This is a genomic window from Stenotrophomonas sp. 3(2025) (assembly GCF_052665395.1).
Genome location: NZ_JBQOIF010000004.1, coordinates 78,395 through 97,916 on the forward strand (window position 1 = coordinate 78,395; position 19,522 = coordinate 97,916).

The window sequence follows — 19,522 nt, forward strand, 5'->3', positions numbered from 1 at the left end:
TGCCCTCTGCCTGTCGTACCCCATTATCACGCCGATCAGGCCCGTCGGCAGCTGCTGCGACGGGTCCACCCACAATTGCACGTCCTGGCCCATGTTGTGCTGCAATGGAGCTTCCCCGGCACGGAGACACGCATGAAGACGCTTGGCCTGATCGGTGGCATGAGCTGGGAGAGTTCGGCGCAGTACTACCGCCTCATCAACGAAGAGGTACGCGCGCGGCTGGGCGGCGCGCATTCGGCGCAGCTGCTGATGTGGTCACTGGATTTCGCCCGCATCAAGCAGCTGCAGCACGACGGCGACTGGAATGCCCTGGGCAACGAAATGGTCGGTGCCGCACAGCGGCTGCAAGCCGGTGGCGCCGACCTGCTGCTGATCTGCACCAACACCATGCACAAACTCGTTGCTGAGATCGAGGCGGCCTGCCCGCTGCCCTTGCTGCATATCGCCGACCCGACCGCCACGGCGATCGTGCAGGCCGGTCTGCAGCGCGTCGGCCTGCTCGGCACCGCCTTCACCATGGAGGAAGACTTCTACCGTAGCCGCCTGAGCGAGCGCTTCGGCCTGGACGTACTGGTTCCGGAGGCCGATGACCGCCGCGAGGTACATGCGATCATCTACGAGGAGTTGATCGCCGGGGTGGTCAACGAGCGATCACGGCAGGTGTACGTCGAAGTGATTGAACGCCTCGTTGCCCGCGGTGCCGAGGCGATCATCCTCGGCTGTACCGAGATCATGCTGCTGGTACGCGCCGAAGACAGCCCGGTGCCCCTGTTCGACACCACGACCCTGCATGCGCGCGCGGCAGTGGACGCAGCGTTGGCGTAACCCACGGCGGGGTGCAGTCGAACAGGCTCGACTGCACGGTCAGGCGTCCGGTCACGCAGGCGATTCGGGTTGCACTTCCAGCGAAGTGACCAGCCATTCCACCACCGGTGGCGAATCGCACAGGAAGAACACGGCGTCGCCGCTGCGGGCTTCGGTCAGCATCCGGTAGACACTGATGGCCACGCCCGATTGGCTGGCAATGAAGATCTCGCCGCTGCGCGGCCCGTCGGCCTGGCGGGAAACCCGGCGCAGGGCATCGCGGGCCGCAACCGTATCTTCCGGCTCGGCTTCGCGGGTCAGTTCCAGGCCACGCAGGCCCCAGGCAACAAAAACACGCTTGCCCTTGAACGTCGTGTCCAGGACCTGCACGTCGGCCGCGCCTGTGCCGGCCGACCGATGAATGACGATACTGCTGATCAACGCAACCCCCTGTGGTCGTCGTGGTCCGCACATCCTTGTCCGCACCCGTGCCAGCAGCCACGGGCGAGGCCCGAAAGCCGCATCCGAAAGCGCTGGAACGTGTAAAAAACTGTAAACCGATGCAATCGGATGTGCCCGGGATGATACGGGATGTAACGCCCTGCATGCGCCGTCGCACACTTATAAATCCGTCCTGAGCCAGCGCAGCCCGCGGTCGTCGCAGAGCGCCATACGTGCGCCATTCTTGCGTCCCATCCCCAAACCGAGGTTTCAATGAGCCTTCGCCTGCTACTGCCCTTGGGTGGCTCTGCACTTGCCCTGCTGCTGGCCGCAACGACCGTCTCGGCCCAGGATTACGACAGCGAATCGTCACCGCGCACGACCTGCGAATCGCACTTCAACAAGACCCAGCAGTGCCCGTTCGAAGGACGCGCGCGACTGGCGCGGCAGCTGTCGGTGACGCGATGCGTTGAAGATGACAACTGGGGACAGCGCCGCGGCATGCTGTGGGTTACCGACGGCTGCCGCGCCGAATTCGTCGCCGAAGAACGCGGGCGTGGCCGCTGGCCCGGGCGTGGGCGTGACCGTGATCGCGATGGCGAGCGCCTGGTCTGCGAATCCTACGAAAACAAGGAGAAACAGTGCCGCATCCGCGTCCGTCATGACGTGCGGCTGGTCAAGCAGAAATCGGTCACCCCCTGCACCGAGGACCGCAACTGGGGCTGGGACCGACGCGGTGTATGGGTCAGCGACGGCTGCCGCGCCGAATTCCGCGTCTACTGAGTGCGATGGCTGCGGGCCCATCATCGCTAGAATGAAGCTCCCGCAGCAGGAAACACCGCATGGAACGCTGGTACCTGGCAACGATGATGTCCTTGCTGCTGCATCAGATCGATGCCGCGTTCTGGCAGGAGTGGCGGATGTTCCAGGTGCCCGGCGGCATCCAGGGATTCCTGCTTTTCAATCTGCTTGCCATCGGCGTACTGCTGCACGGTTACCGTCAGGTCGTGCTCGGCCTGGGCTCTGCGCGCCGCTACGCACTGCTGTGCGGCGCGCTGGGTATCGGCACAGCCCTCATCCATGCAGGCTTCGCTGCGGCCGGTCGCGATGAATTCCACCTGCCCCTGTCGCTGCTCACGCTTCTGGCCTGCCTGGTCAGCGGCAGCGGTTTGCTGCTGCGCAGCCGTCGGCGATGAACGTGCGGGCTCCAGCAGTTCGGATACGCGCGGCCGTGCGCACGGATCTTCCGGCACTGATCGCCCTGGACAGCGTTGCGGCCGATGACCCACGGCGTGCCGTGCAGATCGGCCAATGGCTGGCGAACGGCCACATGCACGTCGCCGAACTCGACGACACGCTGGCCGGCTACCGGGTCCAGCACCGGCACTTCTTCGGTGAAGCCTTCATCGAGATGCTGATGGTCACCGCGCCACTGCGCGGAAACGGCGTCGGCAGCGCGCTGCTTCTGCATGCCACCTCGTGCAGCGCAGGTGCCAGGCTTTTCACCTCCACCAACCAATCCAACGCCCACATGCAGCGGCTGCTGGCAGCCGCTGGTTTCCAGCAGTGCGGCATCGTGCACGGCCTCGACGAAGGCGATCCGGAGTTGATCTACCGCTTCGCTGCTGACGATGTGAGGTAAGGCGCGACCTTCGCTTCCAGCAGCGCCATCAGCGCCGGATCCATGCAGCGATAGTCGTCGGGGATATCCAGGCAGTGCAGCGGCGTGTGCTCAAGCAGGCGGGCAAAATTCGCCTGCAGCCGATGCTGGTGCTTGGGCTCCATCACGAAGATGACATCAGCCCAGCGGATATCCGCTGGGCTGATGGGCCGGCGCGCATGCGGGCTGGTGCCTGCCGAGCGCGCACTGATACCTGGCCGGCGCTGCCACATCGCTTCAGCGGTGGGGCTGCGCAGCTGGTTGCGACTGCAGACAAACAACAGGTTCAACATTCCTGGTCCAGCAGTTGCCGCGGGCTGAGCACTGGATAGGTGAAACCCAGCTGGCGCGCCCGCAGCAGCTTGTCGCCGCGCGTATACATCAGCTTCCAGTTCTTTTCCGGCTTGAAGATCGACGGTGCTGCCGTGTGGTCGCCAGCGTGGTGGCGCGACTGCGAGCGCCTCCAGGCGCGGTTCCTTTGCGTTTCCATGATCGTGTTCTCGTGAGTACCGGGTTCAGCAGCCGCGGTAGTACGAGTGCGCGCAGGATACAACGCCGCAACAAAAAAGCCCACGCATCGCTGCGCAGGCTTGTCTGTTACATCACAGTGGTCGGGACGGCCGGATTCGAACCGACGACCCTCTGCCCCCCAGGCAGATGCGCTACCAGGCTGCGCTACGCCCCGACTGATGCTGCGATGTGCCCGCCAGTGCGGCGGGCCGTGAAGTATAGCGGATTACGGCGGAAATGGGTCAGCGACGCAGCAGTTGCAGCACTTCTTCCAGTTCCATCCGCACCTGCTTGATGATCTGGTTGCTCAAGGCCGATTCCTCGCGCGCATCCGGACCATCCAGGCGCAGGCGCGCGCCACCGATGGTGTAGCCCTGTTCGTACAACAGGCTGCGGATCTGCCGCACCATCAGCACGTCGTGGCGCTGGTAGTAACGACGGTTGCCACGGCGCTTGGCCGGCTCGAGACTGGGAAACTCGGTTTCCCAGTAGCGCAGCACGTGCGGCTTGACGTCGCACAGTTCGCTGACTTCACCAATGGTGAAGTAGCGCTTGGCCGGAATCGGCGGAAGTTCGCGGTTACTGCCCGGATCCAGCATAAGCTTCCACCCTCTCCTTGAGCTTCTGGCCCGGACGGAAGGTAACCACCGTACGGGCGGAAATCGGAATTTCCTCGCCGGTCTTGGGGTTGCGACCCGGGCGCTGGTTCTTGCGCCGCAGGTCGAAATTGCCAAAGCCCGACAGCTTCACCTGACGTCCCTGTTCCAATGCTTCACGCAGCACATCGAAGAACGCGTCGACGAATTCCTTGGCTTCCCGCTTGTTCAGACCGACTTCGTCGAACAGCTTTTCCGCCATCTCCGCCTTGGTCAATGCCATTGCCTGCTACCCCCGAGTGCTGCCCGCTCAGCCGCGGATCCGGGCGTGGTGTTCACGCTCGATGGCAGTGACCGCCTCGGCCACTACCGCTTCCACGTCGCGGTCCGTCAGAGTGCGCGACTTGTCCTGCAAAATCAAGCCCATAGCGAGACTCTTGAATCCCGGCTCGACGCCCTGGCCGACATAGCGATCGAACAGGTTCAGCTCGCGCAGCAGCGGACCGGCAGCCTGGCGGATGGTCGCGGCCAGGTCACTCCAGACCACCTGTTCAGGCACCAGGAAGGCCAGGTCGCGGCGCACTGCCGGGTAGCGCGACAGTTCACCGGCGCGCGGCAGCGCACGGGCCGACAGCGCTTCCAGATCCAGCTCGAAGGCGTACACGTCCACGTCGATGTCCATCGCCTTGGCCAGGCGCGGGTGGATCTGGCCGATCCAGCCGATGGCCAGGCCGTCGCGGAACACCTCGGCCGAACGCACCGGATGACCGTAGGCACGCGAGGATGGGCGGAACTCCAGGACCGCGCCACTGGCCGCGGCCAGCGATTCCAGGTCGCCCTTCAGGTCATGGAAATCAACCTTGCGGGTCGGCAGGCCCCACTGCACCGCCTGCGCTTCACCGCAGACCGCAGCGGCCACGCGCGGGGTTTCCAGCGGCGCCGGCTGGCCATCTCCGGCCTGCTGCGCGAATACGCGGCCGAGTTCGAACAGTCGCACCCGGCCGAGCTGGCGGGCGGCGTTGCGGCCCAGTGTGGCGACCAGGCCCGGCAGCAGCGACGGGCGCATCACCGCCAGTTCGGCCGACAGCGGGTTGGCCAGCGGCACCAGATCCTCGCGCAGCTGCCACTGGCCCAGCAGGCCATCGTCGACGAAGGCGAAATTGACGGTTTCCTGCAGATCGCGTGCGATCAGCTGGCGGCGCACGCTCAGCGCGTCCAGCTGGGTCTCGGACGGCATCGCGACACGCGATGCGCCACCCGGCAGCGTGGTCGGGATCTGCTCATAACCGTGGATCCGGGCCAGCTCCTCGATCAGGTCTTCTTCGATGGCGATGTCGAAGCGGCGGCTCGGCGCGGTGACCTGCCAGCCTTCGCCAGCGTCCACCACCTGCATGCCCAGCGCGCGCAGGATGCGCTCGACTTCGGCGTCTTCGATGGTGATGCCCAGCACGCGGGTGATGCGCGCGCGGCGCAGCAGGATCGTCGCCGGCTGCGGCAGGTCGGCCTCCCGTACCGCTTCGGTAACCGGTGCGGGGGTACCGCCGGCCAGGTCCAGCACCAGGCGGGTGGCGTATTCGATGGCAGTACGCGGCAGCGCCGGGTCAACGCCACGCTCGAAGCGGTGGCCGGCATCGGTGTGCAGGCCCAGCTTGCGGCCGCGGCCCATGATCGCGGCCGGCGCGAAGTGCGCCGCTTCCAGGAACACGGCGGTGGTGGCATCGGTGACGCGCGTGTCGAAGCCGCCCATCAGGCCGGCCAGGCCGACCGCGCGATCAGCGTCGGTGATCACCAGGAAGCTGTCGTCCAGCGCAGCATCGCGGCCATCCAGCAGCTTCAGGCTTTCGCCTGCGCGCGAACGACGCACGCCGATCGTGCCCTGCAGGGTGCCGAGATCGTAGGCGTGCATCGGCTGGCCCAGCTCGAGCATCACGTACTGGGTGATGTCGACCAGCAGCGATACCGGGCGCACGCCGCTGCGGCGCAGGCGCTCGGCCATCCACAACGGGGTCTTCGCCGCGGCGTTGACACCTTCGATGACACGACCCAGATAGCGCGGCGCTTCGGCACCGGCGTCAAGCTGGATCGCCAACTCGCGGCTGCTCTGGGCAGCAATCGGTGCTGCGATGAAATCCAGCACCTCGCTGCGCGTCGCCGCGGCAACGTCATAGGCGATGCCGCGGATGCTGAAGCAGTCGGCGCGGTTGGGGGTCAGCTTGATCTCGATGCTGGCATCCGGCAGGCCGAGGTACTCCACCAGGGTCTGGCCGACCGGGGCGTCATCGGGCAGCTCCAGCAGGCCCGAGGCATCGCTGTCCAGGCCCAGCTCCTTGGCCGAGCACAGCATGCCGTTGGATTCGACGCCGCGCAGCTTGGCCGGCTTGATCTTCAACTCACCGATCTGCGCACCGACCATCGCCAGCGGCGCGACCAGGCCCGGTCGTGCATTCGGCGCACCACAGACGATCTGCAGCAGCTCGGCCTGCCCCGCATCAACCCTGCACACCTGCAGGCGGTCGGCTTCGGGATGGCGCTCGGCTTCGACGATACGCGCGACGACCACGTGCTGCAGGCCATCGCCAAGCGCGGTCACCTCTTCCACTTCCAGGCCGATGGCGGTCAGCACCGCGCTGAGCTCATCGCGCGAGGCAGTGGTCGGGACGTGGCTGCGCAGCCAGTTTTCGGAGAATTTCATGGGGTTACCCTGGTGGGCCCGGCGCCTGCGCCTGGGCCTGCGTTGTTGAGTCCGCCGGGCATGGCCCGGCGCTACCTGATGCGTTACGCGAACTGCTTGAGGAAGCGCACGTCGTTCTCGAAGAACGCGCGCAGGTCGTTGACGCCGTAGCGCAGCATCGCGAAACGCTCCACGCCCATGCCGAAGGCAAAGCCGGTGTAGCGTTCCGGATCGATGCCGACGTTGCGCAGCACGTTCGGGTGCACCATGCCGCAGCCGAGCACTTCCAGCCAGCGGGTGCTGCCATCGGGCTGCTGCCAGGCGATGTCCACTTCCGCGCCGGGTTCAACGAACGGGAAGTAGCTGGGGCGGAAGCGCATCTCGAAATCGCGCTCGAAGAACGCACGCACGAACTCGGACAGCGTGCCCTTCAGGTCGGCGAAGGTCGAATGCTCGTCGACCAGCAGGCCTTCGACCTGGTGGAACATCGGCGAGTGGGTCTGGTCGCTGTCGCTGCGGTAGACCTTGCCGGCGGCGATCATGCGCAGCGGCGGCTGGTGCTCGCCCATGTAGCGCACCTGCACACCGGAGGTATGCGTGCGCAGCAGCCGGCCGTCACCGAAGTAGAAGGTGTCATGCATGGCACGCGCCGGATGGTGCGGCGGGAAGTTCAGCGCCTCGAAGTTGTGCCAGTCGTCCTCGATCTCCGGCCCTTCGGACAACTCGTAGCCCAGCCGGCCGAAGATGCCGGTGATGCGCTCGAGGGTACGGGTGATCGGGTGCAGGCCGGCGCGTTCGCCACTGCGGCCCGGCAAGGTGACGTCGATCGCCTCGGCCGCCAGCCGCGCATCAAGCGCAGCATCTTCCAGCACCGCCTTGCGCTCGCCCAGCGCGCTGCTCAGCGCGTCGCGGGCCTGGTTGATGGCCTCACCGGCCGCCTTGCGTTCGTCGGCCGGCAGCGCACCGAGCTGCTTGAGCTGCGAGGTGATGCTGCCGCTCTTGCCAAGCAGGGCCACGCGCAGCTGCTCCAGCGCGTCCGGGCTCTGCGCGGCGGCCACGTCGGCCAGCGCCTGGGAAGTGAGGGATTGGATGTCGCTCATGGGTAGCCGGAACTCCAGTCGGTCTGCCATCGCGATGCGCGAAGGGCCGCGCCGTCGCAACCGCTTGCCGGTCGCCCGCCATCTGCACGGCTGCGCCCGGCACAAAAAAGAATGGGGAAGGACTTGCGCCCTTCCCCATGCATTGCCTCTACCTGACACCGTTCTCCGTGAACGGCAACGGCATCGGGAAGGACTTATGCCGCCAGTGCGCCCTTGGCCTTTTCGGCCAGTGCAGCAAAGCCAGCTGCGTCGTGCACGGCGATGTCAGCCAGAACCTTGCGGTCCAGGGTGATGCCAGCCTTCAGCAGGCCGTTCATGAAACGGCTGTAGCTCAGGCCGTTGATGCGGGCAGCCGCGTTGATGCGGGTGATCCACAGCGAACGGAAGTTGCGCTTCTTCTGCTTACGGCCGATGTAGGCGTACTGCTGTGCCTTGATGACCGCCTGCTTGGCGACGCGGAAGACCTTGCGACGGGCATTGTAGTAGCCCTTCGCCAGATCAAGGATTTTCTTGTGGCGGCGACGCGCCTGTACGCCACGCTTTACTCGTGCCATGTATCAGTCCTCAGAGGTAGGGAAGCATGCGGTCCAGACGGCCTGCGTCTTCTGCGCGGACGTGATTCGTCTGACGCAGGTTACGCTTACGCTTGGTCGCTTTCTTCGTGAGGATGTGGCTACGGTTGGCGTGGCCGCACTTGTACTTGCCCGAGGCGGTCTTGCGGAAACGCTTGGCCGCTGCCCGGTTGGTCTTGATCTTGGGCATTGCAATGTCCTTGATGGGATATGACCCTGGTTTCTGACTGATCTGGCGGCGGCCTGGGCCGCTCTTTCCGTCCTGCCATGATCGGCGTACGACCCGTCCTGGGTGGGTCGAGCCGGGCATGATACAGGCAAATCAGCCCTGTAACCAGCCCCCACACCGTTTTCACACCGAGTCCGGCCCTGCCGCCCCGCAAAAAGCAAAAGGACGCCAGCGGCGTCCCTTCACCTTCATCCATTCAGCCGCCAGGCGCCCCGCGAGGCAGCCCGTCAGGCGTCAGGTCTTCTTCTTCGGCGCGATCATCATCACCATCTGACGGCCTTCTAGGCGCGGACGGGATTCGATGACGATGTCTTCGCCCAGATCGGCTTCGATCCGGCCAGCCATCTCGCGGCCCAGTTCCTGATGGCTCATTTCACGGCCACGGAAACGGATGTTGACCTTGATCTTGTCGCCTTCTTCAAGGAAACCGCGCATCTTGCGCAGCTTGATCTGGTAGTCGCCCTCGTCCGTGACCGGACGGAACTTCACTTCCTTGATCTCGACCTGCTTGGTCTTCTTCTTGGCCTCGCTGGCCTTCTTCTGGGCTTCGAACTTGAACTTGCCGAAGTCCATGATCTTGCACACCGGCGGATCGGCCTGCGGCTGGATCTCGACCAGGTCCAGGCCTTCATCTTCGGCCATGGACAACGCTTCGTCTCGCGTCAACACGCCGATCATTTCTCCGTCACTGCCGATCACGCGGACGCGCGGCACACGGATTTCCTGATTCTTGCGGTTCTGTTTGTTGTCAGGGGTACTGATATTGCGATCTCCCAAGGGTGTCGAACCCGGCCCGGGCGCCAATGCGCACGGGCCGGACCTTTGTTTACGCGCCCTCGGCCTGGAGCCGCTCGGTGAAAGCCTGGAGGCTCATGCTGCCGAGATCTTCGCCAGAACGCGTACGCACCGCCACAGCGCCGTTTTCCTTCTCGCGGTCACCAATGACCAGCAGGTACGGCACGCGCTGCAGCGTGTGCTCGCGAATCTTATAGCCGATCTTCTCGTTACGCAAATCGGCGCTGACGCGGAAGCCTTGATCCGCAAGGCTTTTGGTCACCGCAGAGACGTATTCAGCCTGCGCATCGGTGATATTGGCCACCACCACCTGGGTCGGCGCCAGCCAGGCCGGGAACTGGCCGGCATGGTGCTCGATCAGGATGCCCAGGAAACGCTCCATCGAGCCGACGATGGCCCGGTGCAGCATCACCGGATGCTTCTTCTGGCTGTTCTCGTCCACGTATTCAGCGCCCAGACGGCCGGGCATCATGAAATCGACCTGCATGGTGCCCAGCTGCCAGGTGCGGCCGATGGCGTCCTTCAGGTGGTACTCGATCTTCGGGCCGTAGAAGGCGCCCTCGCCCGGCAGTTCCTGCCATTCCACGCCACAGGCGGTCAGCGCCGAACGCAGCGCGCCCTCGGCCTTGTCCCAGGTGGCATCGTCACCCAGGCGCGATTCCGGGCGTAGGGCGATCTTGATCTGGATCTCGTCGAAGCCGAAGTGCTGGTATACCGCCAGTGCCTGCTGGTGGAACGCGGTCACTTCCGATTCGATCTGCGCCTCGGTGCAGAACACGTGGCCGTCGTCCTGGGTGAAGCCACGCACGCGCAGGATGCCGTGTAGCGCCCCGGAGGGCTCGTTGCGGTGGCAGGAACCGAATTCACCGTAGCGGATCGGCAGGTCGCGATAGCTGTGCAGGCCCTGGTTGAACACCTGGATGTGGCCCGGGCAGTTCATCGGCTTGACCGCGTAGGTGCGCTTCTCCGATTCGGTGAAGAACATGTTGTCCTGGTAGTTGTCCCAGTGGCCGGACTGCTTCCACAGGCTCACGTCCAGGATCTGCGGGCAGCGCACTTCGCCATAGCCGCTGTTGCGGTAGACCTTGCGCATGTACTGCTCGACCACCTGCCACAGCGCCCAGCCCTTGGGATGCCAGAACACCAGGCCCGGTGCTTCTTCCTGCAGGTGGAACAGGTCCTGCTGCTTGCCGATGCGACGGTGGTCGCGCATCTCGGCTTCCTCGATGCGCTTGATGTAAGCCTCGAGCTGCTTCTTGTCGGCCCATGCGGTGCCATAGATGCGCTGCAGCTGCTCGTTCTTGGCATCGCCACGCCAATAGGCGCCGGAAATGCGGGTCAGCTTGAAGGCCTTCAGGAAGCGCGTGTTCGGCACGTGCGGACCACGGCACATGTCCACGTATTCCTGGTGGTAGTACATGCCCATCGCCTGGATGTCGTCGGACATGTCTTCGATCAGGCGCAGCTTGTAGTCCTCGCCACGGGCCTTGAAGATCTCGATGACTTCCGCACGCGGCGTCATCTTCTTGATGACGTCGTAGTCCTGCGCGATCAGTTCGCCCATGCGCTTTTCAATCGCGGCCATGTCGTCCGGGGTGAACGGGCGCTCGGAGTAGATGTCGTAGTAAAAGCCCTCGGCGATCACCGGGCCGATGACCATCTTCACGTCCGGATAGAGCTGCTTGACCGCGTGGCCGACCAGGTGGGCGCTGGAGTGGCGGATGATGTCCACGCCCTCCTCGTCCTTGGCGGTGATGATGCGCAGGGACGCATCGTGGTCGATGACGTCACTGGCATCGACCAGCACGCCATCCACCGAACCGGCGATGGTGGCCTTGGCCAGGCCGGCGCCGATCGACTGGGCGACGTCCATGACGCTGACGGGATTTTCGAATTCGCGGCGGCTGCCGTCGGGAAGGGTAATCGTGATCATTGCAATGGCTTCATGCGGGGCCCGTCGTGGCGGGCTGGAAAGCGCTCCCGGGCTGTCGTCCGGGCAATAAAAAAGCGCCGCGAGGGCGCCTGGAATGCAGGGCCTTCGGGGCAGGTCAACAGTGGGCGGTGGTAGTGCTCATGTCGCACGCTCGGCCGGCGCAGTGCGCGGGCCACCTTGGTTCCAGGATGTGGTTGCCCGTGATCTTAAACCAGCGGCGGACAAAGCCCAAGCGGTGCCTGAATGGCGCTGGCTGGCGGCGTGAAAACGCAATGATTACCATGTCCGCGCAGCCCGCCCCGTGCCGGCCTGCCCGCTTCCCCCCAGGATCCTGCAATGCGCCACCCGCCCCGACCGGCGCCTGCCGGTCCCGCCCGTGCCCCGCGTTCACCGGCCATATGCCGGGCCCGGAGCCCCCGATGATCACCGTTGGCCTGTCGACCCTGGGCTTCTGCAGCCTCGGCATGCTGTCGGCGATGTTCTCCGCGCTGGCCTTCTATGCCGCCTCCCCGCACTGCCGCTGGCCACGCCTGCGCCGTGCCGGGCGCCTGGGCCGGCAGATCGGCCTGGTCGCTGCAGTCGCTGCGCTGTGGCTGTGGATGGCCGAACTGGGCTTTGCCGCCGGCCTGGTGGCGATGCTGTGCACTTGGATGCTGGCCGCCATGCTGCTGCCGGCACTGGCCGCGTGGCACCGCCCCGATGTGGAGCCGCGCTGATGTGGTCGCGCGCACTGGCCGGCATCTTCGCCGGCTTCTTCCTTGCCGCTGCGGCGACCGGCCTGGTCGCATGGCTGCCGCCGGGCCCCTGGCAGAAGGCCTTGGTGCCGAGCCTGATCGCGTTCGTCCCGTTGTGGATGCTGGCCGCGCTGTGGGCCTTCAGTTTCCGCAGCCCGTTGCGCGCTTGGCTGACCCTGGCCGGTTGCGCGGCCCTTGGCTTCGCCGTACTCGGCCTGCTGCGCCTGGCCGGCGCAGTGCAATGAGATCGACCGCATGAAATTCAGTTCACAGACCCTGCGCACGTTCACCACCCTGCACACCTGGGTCGGCCTGGTCGCCGGCTTCGGGCTGTTCGTGGCGTTCTATGCCGGCGCACTGACCCTGTTCCACCATGACCTCCCGCTGTGGCAGACGCCTGGCGCGGCAACCGCATTGCCGGCCGGCCTGGATGACGCCCAGTACCTGCTCGACGACGTGCTGGCCACGCATGCGGAAGCGCGTCGCCACGTCGGCATGACCTTCCCGGGCGCCGATCATCCGCAGCCGCTGGCCTACTGGCAGGCCGAAGACGGCAGCTGGCGCTATGCATGGCCAGGACAGACCGGCGGCAGTCCGACGCCACCGCAGACCGGGCTGGCCGAACTGGTCAACGAACTGCATTACAGCCTGGGCCTGCCGGTGGCCGGGATCTACGTGATGGGCATCGTCAGCCTGCTGTACGGCATGGCCCTGCTCAGCGGGCTGGTGATCCACCTGCCCAAGCTGCTGGGCGATCTGTTCGCGCTGCGCCCGGGCCGCAATCTCAAACAGCAGTGGCAGGACGCGCACAACGTGATCGGCGTGCTCAGCCTGCCGTTCCACCTGATGTTCGCGGTGACCGGCGCCCTGCTCTGCCTGGTGTTCATGCAGATGGCGGTACTCGATCCCCTGATCTACGACGGCAAGGCGCTGCAGGCGGTACCGACGGCGATGGATACCGCGCCGCTGCGCGAAGCCAGTGGCATCCCTGCCGCACCGGGCAGCCTGCGCGAACTGCACGCGCGGGCGCTGGAAGTGGCCCGCGCGCAGGGCGTGGCCAACTTCGAACCGGCCTACCTGAAACTGGCCAATGGCGGTGATGCCAACGCGACCATCGAAATCACCGGCGAGGCCAGCGGTACGCTTGGCCCGCTCGGCGCTGTCGCGCTGGATGTCGAAAGCGGCCGCGTGCTGGCCAGCCAGCTGCCTGGCCAGCGCGATGCCAATCACGCCACGCTCAGTGCCGCCTATGCCCTGCATTTCGGCGAATTCGGCAACGGCGTGGTGGTCTGGCTGTACTTCCTGCTGGGCCTCGGCGGCGCCTTCCTGTTCTATTCGGGCAACCTGCTGTGGATCGAGTCGCGTCGCAAGCGCCGTCAGCTGCAGCAGTCGCGCGCGGCCGTCAACATGGCGCGGGCCACGGTGGGCGTCTGCATCGGCCTGTGCGTGGCGATCTCGGTGGCCTTCGTGGCCGCGCTGGTGCTGGAGCGGGTAGCGCCTGCCCAGGTCGACCACGGCATCCGCTGGGCCTGCTTCGTGACCTGGGCGGCGTGTGCGCTGTGGGCAGCCCTGCGCCGCCCGGCACAGGCGGCGCGCGAACTGCTGTGGGCCGCGGCGATCAGCACCGCGCTGGTGCCGCTGGCGCACGGCGCCCTCAACGATGACTGGCTGTGGCTGGCCGCCGCACGCGGCCACTGGCCGTTGTTCTGGATCGATGCGATGGCACTGGCGATGGCGTTTGGCTTTGCCCGCTTGGCGTATGCGAGCCAGCGGCGGGCCCGCAACGGTGACCCCAACAGCGTGTGGGCGAACTGACCGGGCCCGCTCGCAGCACGCGGGTTTACATGGCTTCCACGTAGCGGGCCACTTCGATCAGATTCCCATCCGGATCACGGAAGTACACCGACTCGATCGGCCCAAGCGCTCCGGTACGCGGCACCGGTCCTTCTTCAATCGTCACCTGCTGGGCCTGCAGGTGGGCCAGCACCGCCTGTACGCCCAGCGGGGTGATCAGGCACAGATCGGCGCTGCCACGGGTCGGCAGCAGCGCGTGGGGCTGCAACGGCGCGCTGGCCGGGTGCAGGTTGATCTTCTGCTGGCCGAACTGCAGGGCGACGCGGCCGGCGCCGAAGCGCACGACCTGCATGCCCAGCACGCGCTGGTAGAAGTCGCAGCTGCGCTCGATGTCGGCAACGGTAAGCACCAGATGGTCCAGGCGGTCGATGATGATCATGCACGCAGCTTAGCGCTGCGTGCATGGCGCCGATGTGCGGTTTCAGGCCACAGCGTTTGCCCGTCACCGCCGTACCAGCCCCGGTCCGGAGATGTCGAACCGGTCAGTCGCCGACGCGGGCCTTCTGCCACGGAGCGAGCATGGCGTTGAGCAGGCTGGCCTGCTCGTCGTCACCGGTCAGCTCCCACATGAAGACACCGGCCAGGCCCTGCTCGCGCGCGAACTGCGCACGCAGGCCGATGGAGCGCGGATCCTCGTAACTGATGAAGATCTTCTGCGCCGGGTTGTACAGCCACGGACTCTGTGCCTGCGGCTGCCAATGCTCCGTCCAACCCGGCTGGTCGAGATAGCGCGCCTTGATCACCCGCCAGTCACCGGCGTCGGCCGGCGCGCTGTAGGCCTGGTACAGGCCGTCCGCCGACTCGCCGGTGACCTTGAAGCCGCGCCCGTAGAACGGCACGCCCAGCACCAGCTTGGCCGCTGGCACGCCATGCTCGCGGTAGTACTGCACGGCACCGGCCACGTTGTTCCAGCGCCGCAGTTCCGGCGCCAGCGGGTCTGCAGGCACTTCATGCAGCGGTGCATTGAAAGTCGACACCGCCGAGAAGCCAGTGCCCATGTCGTAGCTCATCAGGTTGATGAAATCGAACACCTTGGCCAACGCCGGCAGATCGTAGCTGGCGGCGGGGTCGTACGGCCCATCGGTCTGCAGACGGCCAGCGGCCAGCGCGGCGGTCAGCAGCATCGGCTGCCCCGCCTTCCTGCCGCGGGCATCCAGCGCCAGGCGGAATGCCTGCGCAAGCCTGGTCAGGTTGGCACGGTCCTGCGGCCGGTGCGCCAGTTCCTTCGGGCCACCGCTGACGGGGAACTCCCAGTCGATGTCCACGCCATCGAAGCTGCCGGCATGGCGCTCGAAGAACAACGCCATGCACGAATCGACCAGGCGCCTGCGGCTGGTCTCGGTCAGCGCCGCATCGGAGAATCCGCCCGCGCCCCAGCCCCCGATCGAAATCAACGTGCGCAGATGCGGATGCCTGCGCTTGAGCTCGGCCAACGCGGCGAAGTTGGCTGGCGCCTCGGCACCGATCACACAGCGTCCGTCCTCGATGGTGGAAAACGCATAGAACAGATGGGTGAGTCGTTCGGCCGGGATGCTCGATACCGGATAGCGCTCGGCCGAACCGCCGGGGTAATACGCGCCGAAAATCGGCGGTTGCGCCGGTTGCGCCTGCGCGGCAATGGGCAGGGCGCCGGCGATCAGCACTGCAAGTACGGCCAAGGTCTGGCGGAACATGGAAACTCCCGGGTCGAAGGCGCCGCCACGTTAGCAAACAGATCGGCCCGTGGTGCGGATGTCCGTGCATGTCGTCCGCTGGACAGTGGCGTGCCGCTGGAAGCTGACACGGTCGTGCCTGCACAACGTCGAAAGCACTTCGCTGCAGGACAACACACGACCTGCCTGAGCTAAGGTGGCGCTGGATCTTCACTGGCACACGGACATGACCGCAGACCACGACGCAGACGGCGAACTGCTGGACGACGAAACCCTCGAAAAGCTGCAGGCGCTGGAGGCCCGCGCCTATGCGGCCTTTGATGCCGGCGACCTGGCTGACGCAGCAATCCTGTTCGGCCAGCTCGTCGAATGGACACCCGACATCCCCCACCTGCACTACATGCGCGGGCTGGCACACAAGTACCTGCGCGAGTGGGCGTTGTCGCTGCAGGACAATCTCCGCTCCGAGCAGCTGCGCGATGAAGTCGATGAGGCGACCGCGTGGAATGCGGGAATTGCCGCCACCGGCGCCGGCGACTGGGCCGAGGCACGCCGGCAATGGACCCGCTGCGGCATCACCCTCCCCGAGGGCGAAGGCCCGATCAACGGCAATTTCGGCGTTGCCTGTGTTCGCCTGAATCCGTGGTCCAGCGGCGAGACCGTGTACATGCGCCGGCTCGATCCGGTGCGCGCGCGGCTGGAAAACGTGCCTCTTGCGGAGAGCGGGTTCCGCTTCGGCGACATCGTGCTGCACGACGGTGCCTCCACCGGGCGCCGGACCTACGGCGAGCGCGAAGTACCGGTGTTCAATGCCATGCAGCGCCTGCAGCAGTCGGACATGGCGACCTACGCCGTGTTCGTGCAATGCGGTTCGCCGGACGACATCGCCGCGCTGCGCGCAATGACGTTGCCCGGCATCGGCCTGGTCGAAGACTGGACCCATTCGGTACGTCACCTGTGCCTGCGTTGCAGCTATGGCGCACCGCACCAGCACGATGACGACAGCCACGAGGATGACGGCGGCTGGGTGCGCGAGCGCAATCTCGGTATTGCCGCGCAGGGCCGCGCTGCGGTCGAAAGACTGATGTCGGCCTGGGCCGCGGCAGGCACCGGGCGCACGCTCGATGCGATCGAACACCGTGAGCACCCGCAGCAGGGTCCGCAGCCGGGCCAGGTGTGGTGGCTGGGTCACGAAGAAGCGGACGAATGACGGCAGGGCGCTGCAGGCCTTGCGGCACAAGACTTTCAGAATTCTTCAGGCGTCCTTCCTGCACTTCAGCCAGCCCTCTGGCCGAATCGGCACTCCTTTCGATGGAGTCCGATCATGCGTTCGCCCCTGCCTGTGTCCACCCTGCTGCTGTGCCTGTATGCCCTCCCCTGCATCGCAGGGCCTGCCCACCCTGATCCCGGCCGCATGCGCGCGCTGGAGCAGGCCATCGCCAGCGATGAGCTGAAACAGATCCGCAGCGTGCTGCTGCAGGTTGATGGACAGGTCGTGTACGAGGGCTATTTCAACGGTGCCGATGCGCAGACCCTGCACGACGTGCGCTCGGCCAGCAAAAGCGTGACCGCCCTGCTGGTCGGCGCAGCGATCGGCGACGGCCGGCTGCCGGGCGTTCGCGCGAAGGTGTACGACTACTTCCCGGCCTTCGTCGCCCACCACGACGTGGACCCCCGCCTGCGTGGCACCACGGTGGAGGACCTGCTGGCGATGAGCACGCTGTGGGAGTGCGACGACGAGAACCCGTTCTCGGCCGGCCACGAGGAGCGCATGTACGTCGGCGAGCGCTGGCTCGATTTCGCCCTGGCGCTGCCGGTGAAGGGCTTCGCGCCCTGGATGGCGCGCCCGGAGGACAGTCCTCACGGGCGCGCGTTTGCCTACTGCACCGCCAACTCGTTCGTGCTCGGCGCGGTACTGGAACGTGCGACCGGACAACCGCTGGCCGATTACGCAGCCCATGCACTGGAACGACCACTGGGCATCACCCACAGCCAGTGGAACCGTTCCCCCGAGGGCATCGGCATGGGCGGAGGCGGCACACGCTACCGCAGCCGGGACCTGGCCCGCCTCGGCCAGCTCGTGCTTGATGGCGGTCGTTGGCAGGGGCGCCAGCTGGTTCCACGCGACTACGTCGCCGCGATGCTGTCACCGCAGGCAACGGCCGGCGACGGCAGCGATTACGGCTATCAATGGTGGGGCCTGAAACTGACTGTCGGTGGCCAGCCACAGACCGTATGGGCGATGTCCGGCAACGGCGGCAACTACGTGTTCCTGCTGCCGCAACAGCGCGCTGTGGCGGTGGTGACCAGCCAGGCCTACAACCGCAGCATCGCTCACCCGCAGTCGCGCCGCATTCTCACCGAATTCCTGCTGCCGGCGCTGCGCTGAGATCGCGGCCAGCCCGGCGGGACGCCAGTCGGTCGCCAGCACCTGCGCACGCTGGCGGCCGATATCGGCATCGATGCGCGCCAGCAGCGGCGCCCAGCCGCGCGCTTCGTGCAGGGACGCAAACAGCGGCGTGGAGCGCAACCACGCCGCATCGCGGAAGCCATCATCGACCGCCTGTTGCAGCGCGGTGACGGCAGCCTCCGGGTCGCCTTGCGCCTGCAGCAGCAGGGCCCGCTCAAGCGCGGCATCGGACCAACCGTCGCCGCGCTGCGCCTGTAACATTGCAAGACGCGAAGCGACCCACTCCGGCGATGCCGCGGGCTGCGCGTACAGGGCCGCCAGCGATTGACCGAGCGATTGCTGTGGACGCAGCTGCCGCCCGCGCTCGAAGGCATCGGCAGCACCGGCGTGATCGCCCGCCAGCAGCGCCAGTTCGCCCTGCAGCCGCAGCAACTGCGGATGTGGCGTGCCGCGTGCCAGCGCCTCGGTCAACGCCTGCCTCGCCCGGCCCGGGTCACCTGCCGCGAACAGACTGCGCGGCCAGGCGATGTTGGCGAAGACGTTGTCCGGATACAGCTGGAAATTACGCGCGTGGCGCTGCGCGGCCGCGTGAGTGAAACCGAGCAGCTCCAGTTCGCGCGCCACCTGCACATCACGGAAGCGCAGGCGCTCGGGCGTCGTCAATGCAAGATTTGCACGCAGGGCCAGGGCAAGGTGGCCGCGCTCCTGGTGCAGGTAGGCGAGCGAGGCACGGGTGCGCTCGTCGCCCGGATCCAGCGCGATCGCCCGCTCGTATTCGGAAATGGCCTGCGGCATCTGCCCGAGGCAGTCGTAGGCATAACCTCGAAGCGCGTACACAGCACCCTCCTGCGGCGCGAGTTCACGTTCGATGGTGGCCAGCGCCAGCCCTTCCCGGACCTGCTCGGGCGATCCATTGAACAGACAGCCCTGCGCGGACAACGCTCGTGACAGGCCGCGGCGCGCCGGACTGGAATCAGGGTCCACCTGCAATGCCTGCCGGTACAGGGCGATGGCGCGCTCGTTGTTGCTGGCCTGGCCGATGCTGGCGTAATAGTCGGCGCGCTGCAGCAACGGCAGCGGGCCACCGGCCGCCGGCGCGCGCGGCCAGAACGAGGCGGCAGCGACGAGAACGACGACACCGGCACCTGCAAGCCATGGCCATTTCTTCCGGTGCGCGGTAACGGGCACCGCCGCTGCCGGCGGTGCGATGGTCGGCACTGCACACAACTGATAGCCGCGCCCGCGTACCGAACGGATGTAGCGCGGGCGTCGGCTGTCATCACCCAGCGCCTGCCGCAACAGCTTGACCCGCTGGCTGATCGCATCCTCCCCAACCACTGCAGGTGCCCACACCTGTGCAGCCAGCGTGTCGAAGTCGACAACGTCGTTGCCGTGTGCCAGCAGCACGTCGAAGAGGCGCCAGCTCAGCCCTTGGATCGGCAGCACGTCGCCGTCGCGGCTGACCCGCTGCGCGGGGCGGTCGATCTGCAGGTCAAGCAGGCGCAGGGTGTCCATGGGTGAAGCATAGCGCCGCGGTACGACGCCGGCAGGGCCGGACGAC

22 protein-coding genes, 1 tRNA gene and 1 pseudogene are annotated in these 19,522 nt (G+C 66.3%); 9 read left to right on the forward strand and 15 right to left on the reverse strand.

The features are described from left to right. Nucleotides 1–132: 132 nt before the first annotated feature. Entirely contained in the window at nucleotides 133–825 is a 693-nt protein-coding gene (locus ACUXVE_RS04550; RefSeq protein ID WP_445513908.1) for an aspartate/glutamate racemase family protein, read from the forward strand. Between the two features lie 51 nt (nucleotides 826–876). Here the strand turns inward: ACUXVE_RS04550 and ACUXVE_RS04555 are convergent, their stop codons facing one another. Next, nucleotides 877–1,245: a hypothetical protein gene (locus ACUXVE_RS04555; protein ID WP_258954381.1), complete on the reverse strand. Its 369-nt coding sequence runs from the start codon at nucleotides 1,243–1,245 to the stop codon at nucleotides 877–879. A 273-nt stretch (nucleotides 1,246–1,518) separates the two neighbouring features. Between ACUXVE_RS04555 and ACUXVE_RS04560 the strand changes: the two genes are divergently transcribed. From ACUXVE_RS04560 to ACUXVE_RS04570, 3 genes are read left to right on the forward strand one after another with little or no spacing between them, the layout of a single operon-like run. Continuing rightward, complete coding sequence (locus tag ACUXVE_RS04560; protein WP_088101307.1) at nucleotides 1,519–2,028, forward strand: DUF3011 domain-containing protein; 510 nt, start codon at nucleotides 1,519–1,521, stop codon at nucleotides 2,026–2,028. Nucleotides 2,029–2,087: 59 nt separating this feature from the next. Further along, on the forward strand, nucleotides 2,088–2,441 hold the full coding sequence (locus ACUXVE_RS04565) for a DUF6713 family protein (protein WP_093820566.1): 354 nt from the start codon (nucleotides 2,088–2,090) through the stop codon (nucleotides 2,439–2,441). Beyond that, nucleotides 2,438–2,887, forward strand: a complete 450-nt coding sequence (locus ACUXVE_RS04570) for a GNAT family N-acetyltransferase (RefSeq protein WP_445513909.1) — start codon at nucleotides 2,438–2,440, stop codon at nucleotides 2,885–2,887. Before ACUXVE_RS04565 ends, ACUXVE_RS04570 begins: the two co-directional genes overlap by 4 nt. On the opposite strand, the gene ACUXVE_RS04575 is transcribed toward ACUXVE_RS04570, so the two are convergent. From ACUXVE_RS04575 to thrS, 11 genes are all read right to left on the reverse strand, one after another. Further along, nucleotides 2,857–3,198 carry a low molecular weight protein tyrosine phosphatase family protein gene (locus ACUXVE_RS04575; protein WP_093820570.1) on the reverse strand — a complete coding sequence of 114 codons (342 nt, stop codon included), beginning with the start codon at nucleotides 3,196–3,198 and terminating at the stop codon, nucleotides 2,857–2,859. The genes ACUXVE_RS04570 and ACUXVE_RS04575 overlap by 31 nt on opposite strands. Beyond that, entirely contained in the window at nucleotides 3,192–3,395 is a 204-nt protein-coding gene (locus ACUXVE_RS04580; RefSeq protein ID WP_025876303.1) for a hypothetical protein, read from the reverse strand. The genes ACUXVE_RS04575 and ACUXVE_RS04580 overlap by 7 nt, the downstream gene beginning before the upstream one ends. 118 nt (nucleotides 3,396–3,513) lie before the next feature. Then, nucleotides 3,514–3,590 (reverse strand) — tRNA-Pro (locus ACUXVE_RS04585). 67 nt (nucleotides 3,591–3,657) lie between these two features. Beyond that, complete coding sequence (locus ACUXVE_RS04590; RefSeq protein WP_005410431.1) at nucleotides 3,658–4,014, reverse strand: MerR family transcriptional regulator; 357 nt, start codon at nucleotides 4,012–4,014, stop codon at nucleotides 3,658–3,660. Continuing rightward, nucleotides 3,995–4,294 (reverse strand): integration host factor subunit alpha, encoded by a 300-nt coding sequence (locus tag ACUXVE_RS04595; RefSeq protein ID WP_005410432.1) that lies wholly within the window; start codon nucleotides 4,292–4,294, stop codon nucleotides 3,995–3,997. Before ACUXVE_RS04595 ends, ACUXVE_RS04590 begins: the two co-directional genes overlap by 20 nt. Before the next feature lie 27 nt (nucleotides 4,295–4,321). Further along, nucleotides 4,322–6,703, reverse strand: a complete 2,382-nt coding sequence (gene pheT, locus ACUXVE_RS04600; protein WP_445513910.1) for a phenylalanine--tRNA ligase subunit beta — start codon at nucleotides 6,701–6,703, stop codon at nucleotides 4,322–4,324. Between the two features lie 83 nt (nucleotides 6,704–6,786). Continuing rightward, a complete protein-coding gene (pheS, locus tag ACUXVE_RS04605) occupies nucleotides 6,787–7,782 on the reverse strand; it encodes a phenylalanine--tRNA ligase subunit alpha (RefSeq protein ID WP_222388687.1) in 996 nt (331 codons plus the stop codon). 194 nt (nucleotides 7,783–7,976) lie between these two features. Then, nucleotides 7,977–8,336 carry a 50S ribosomal protein L20 gene (gene rplT, locus ACUXVE_RS04610; protein ID WP_005410435.1) on the reverse strand — a complete coding sequence of 120 codons (360 nt, stop codon included), beginning with the start codon at nucleotides 8,334–8,336 and terminating at the stop codon, nucleotides 7,977–7,979. Between the two features lie 10 nt (nucleotides 8,337–8,346). Continuing rightward, on the reverse strand, nucleotides 8,347–8,544 hold the full coding sequence (gene rpmI, locus ACUXVE_RS04615; RefSeq protein ID WP_002811096.1) for a 50S ribosomal protein L35: 198 nt from the start codon (nucleotides 8,542–8,544) through the stop codon (nucleotides 8,347–8,349). Nucleotides 8,545–8,817: 273 nt separating this feature from the next. Further along, nucleotides 8,818–9,360 (reverse strand): translation initiation factor IF-3, encoded by a 543-nt coding sequence (gene infC, locus ACUXVE_RS04620; protein WP_025876259.1) that lies wholly within the window; start codon nucleotides 9,358–9,360, stop codon nucleotides 8,818–8,820. 49 nt (nucleotides 9,361–9,409) lie between these two features. After that, nucleotides 9,410–11,311 carry a threonine--tRNA ligase gene (gene thrS, locus ACUXVE_RS04625; protein ID WP_093820576.1) on the reverse strand — a complete coding sequence of 634 codons (1,902 nt, stop codon included), beginning with the start codon at nucleotides 11,309–11,311 and terminating at the stop codon, nucleotides 9,410–9,412. A 419-nt stretch (nucleotides 11,312–11,730) separates the two neighbouring features. On the opposite strand from thrS, the gene ACUXVE_RS04630 reads away from it, so the two are divergent. Genes ACUXVE_RS04630 through ACUXVE_RS04640 form a run of 3 tightly spaced genes read left to right on the forward strand, consistent with a single transcriptional unit; the run spans nucleotide 11,731 to nucleotide 13,860 of the window. After that, on the forward strand, nucleotides 11,731–12,027 hold the full coding sequence (locus ACUXVE_RS04630; RefSeq protein WP_025876254.1) for a hypothetical protein: 297 nt from the start codon (nucleotides 11,731–11,733) through the stop codon (nucleotides 12,025–12,027). Continuing rightward, nucleotides 12,027–12,290 (forward strand): hypothetical protein, encoded by a 264-nt coding sequence (locus ACUXVE_RS04635; RefSeq protein ID WP_025876252.1) that lies wholly within the window; start codon nucleotides 12,027–12,029, stop codon nucleotides 12,288–12,290. Before ACUXVE_RS04630 ends, ACUXVE_RS04635 begins: the two co-directional genes overlap by 1 nt. 10 nt (nucleotides 12,291–12,300) lie before the next feature. Next, nucleotides 12,301–13,860: a PepSY-associated TM helix domain-containing protein gene (locus tag ACUXVE_RS04640; RefSeq protein ID WP_445513911.1), complete on the forward strand. Its 1,560-nt coding sequence runs from the start codon at nucleotides 12,301–12,303 to the stop codon at nucleotides 13,858–13,860. A 25-nt stretch (nucleotides 13,861–13,885) separates the two neighbouring features. Here the strand turns inward: ACUXVE_RS04640 and ACUXVE_RS04645 are convergent, their stop codons facing one another. Together ACUXVE_RS04645 and ACUXVE_RS04650 are read right to left on the reverse strand one after the other, a co-directional pair. Beyond that, nucleotides 13,886–14,278 (reverse strand): VOC family protein, encoded by a 393-nt coding sequence (locus tag ACUXVE_RS04645; protein WP_025876247.1) that lies wholly within the window; start codon nucleotides 14,276–14,278, stop codon nucleotides 13,886–13,888. Between the two features lie 103 nt (nucleotides 14,279–14,381). After that, nucleotides 14,382–15,572 (reverse strand): glycoside hydrolase family 18 protein, encoded by a 1,191-nt coding sequence (locus ACUXVE_RS04650; protein ID WP_222388684.1) that lies wholly within the window; start codon nucleotides 15,570–15,572, stop codon nucleotides 14,382–14,384. A gap of 205 nt (nucleotides 15,573–15,777) precedes the next feature. Here ACUXVE_RS04650 and ACUXVE_RS04655 point away from each other — a divergent pair, with 205 nt between their 5' ends. Then, a complete protein-coding gene (locus ACUXVE_RS04655) occupies nucleotides 15,778–16,761 on the forward strand; it encodes a hypothetical protein (protein WP_445513912.1) in 984 nt (327 codons plus the stop codon). Nucleotides 16,762–16,875: 114 nt separating this feature from the next. Continuing rightward, complete coding sequence (locus ACUXVE_RS04660) at nucleotides 16,876–17,940, forward strand: serine hydrolase domain-containing protein (protein WP_025876243.1); 1,065 nt, start codon at nucleotides 16,876–16,878, stop codon at nucleotides 17,938–17,940. Nucleotides 17,941–18,357: 417 nt separating this feature from the next. Here ACUXVE_RS04660 and ACUXVE_RS04665 read toward each other — a convergent pair. Next, nucleotides 18,358–19,476: pseudogene (locus ACUXVE_RS04665) on the reverse strand (winged helix-turn-helix domain-containing protein); the annotation flags it as partial. Between the last annotated feature and the right edge of the window lie 46 nt (nucleotides 19,477–19,522).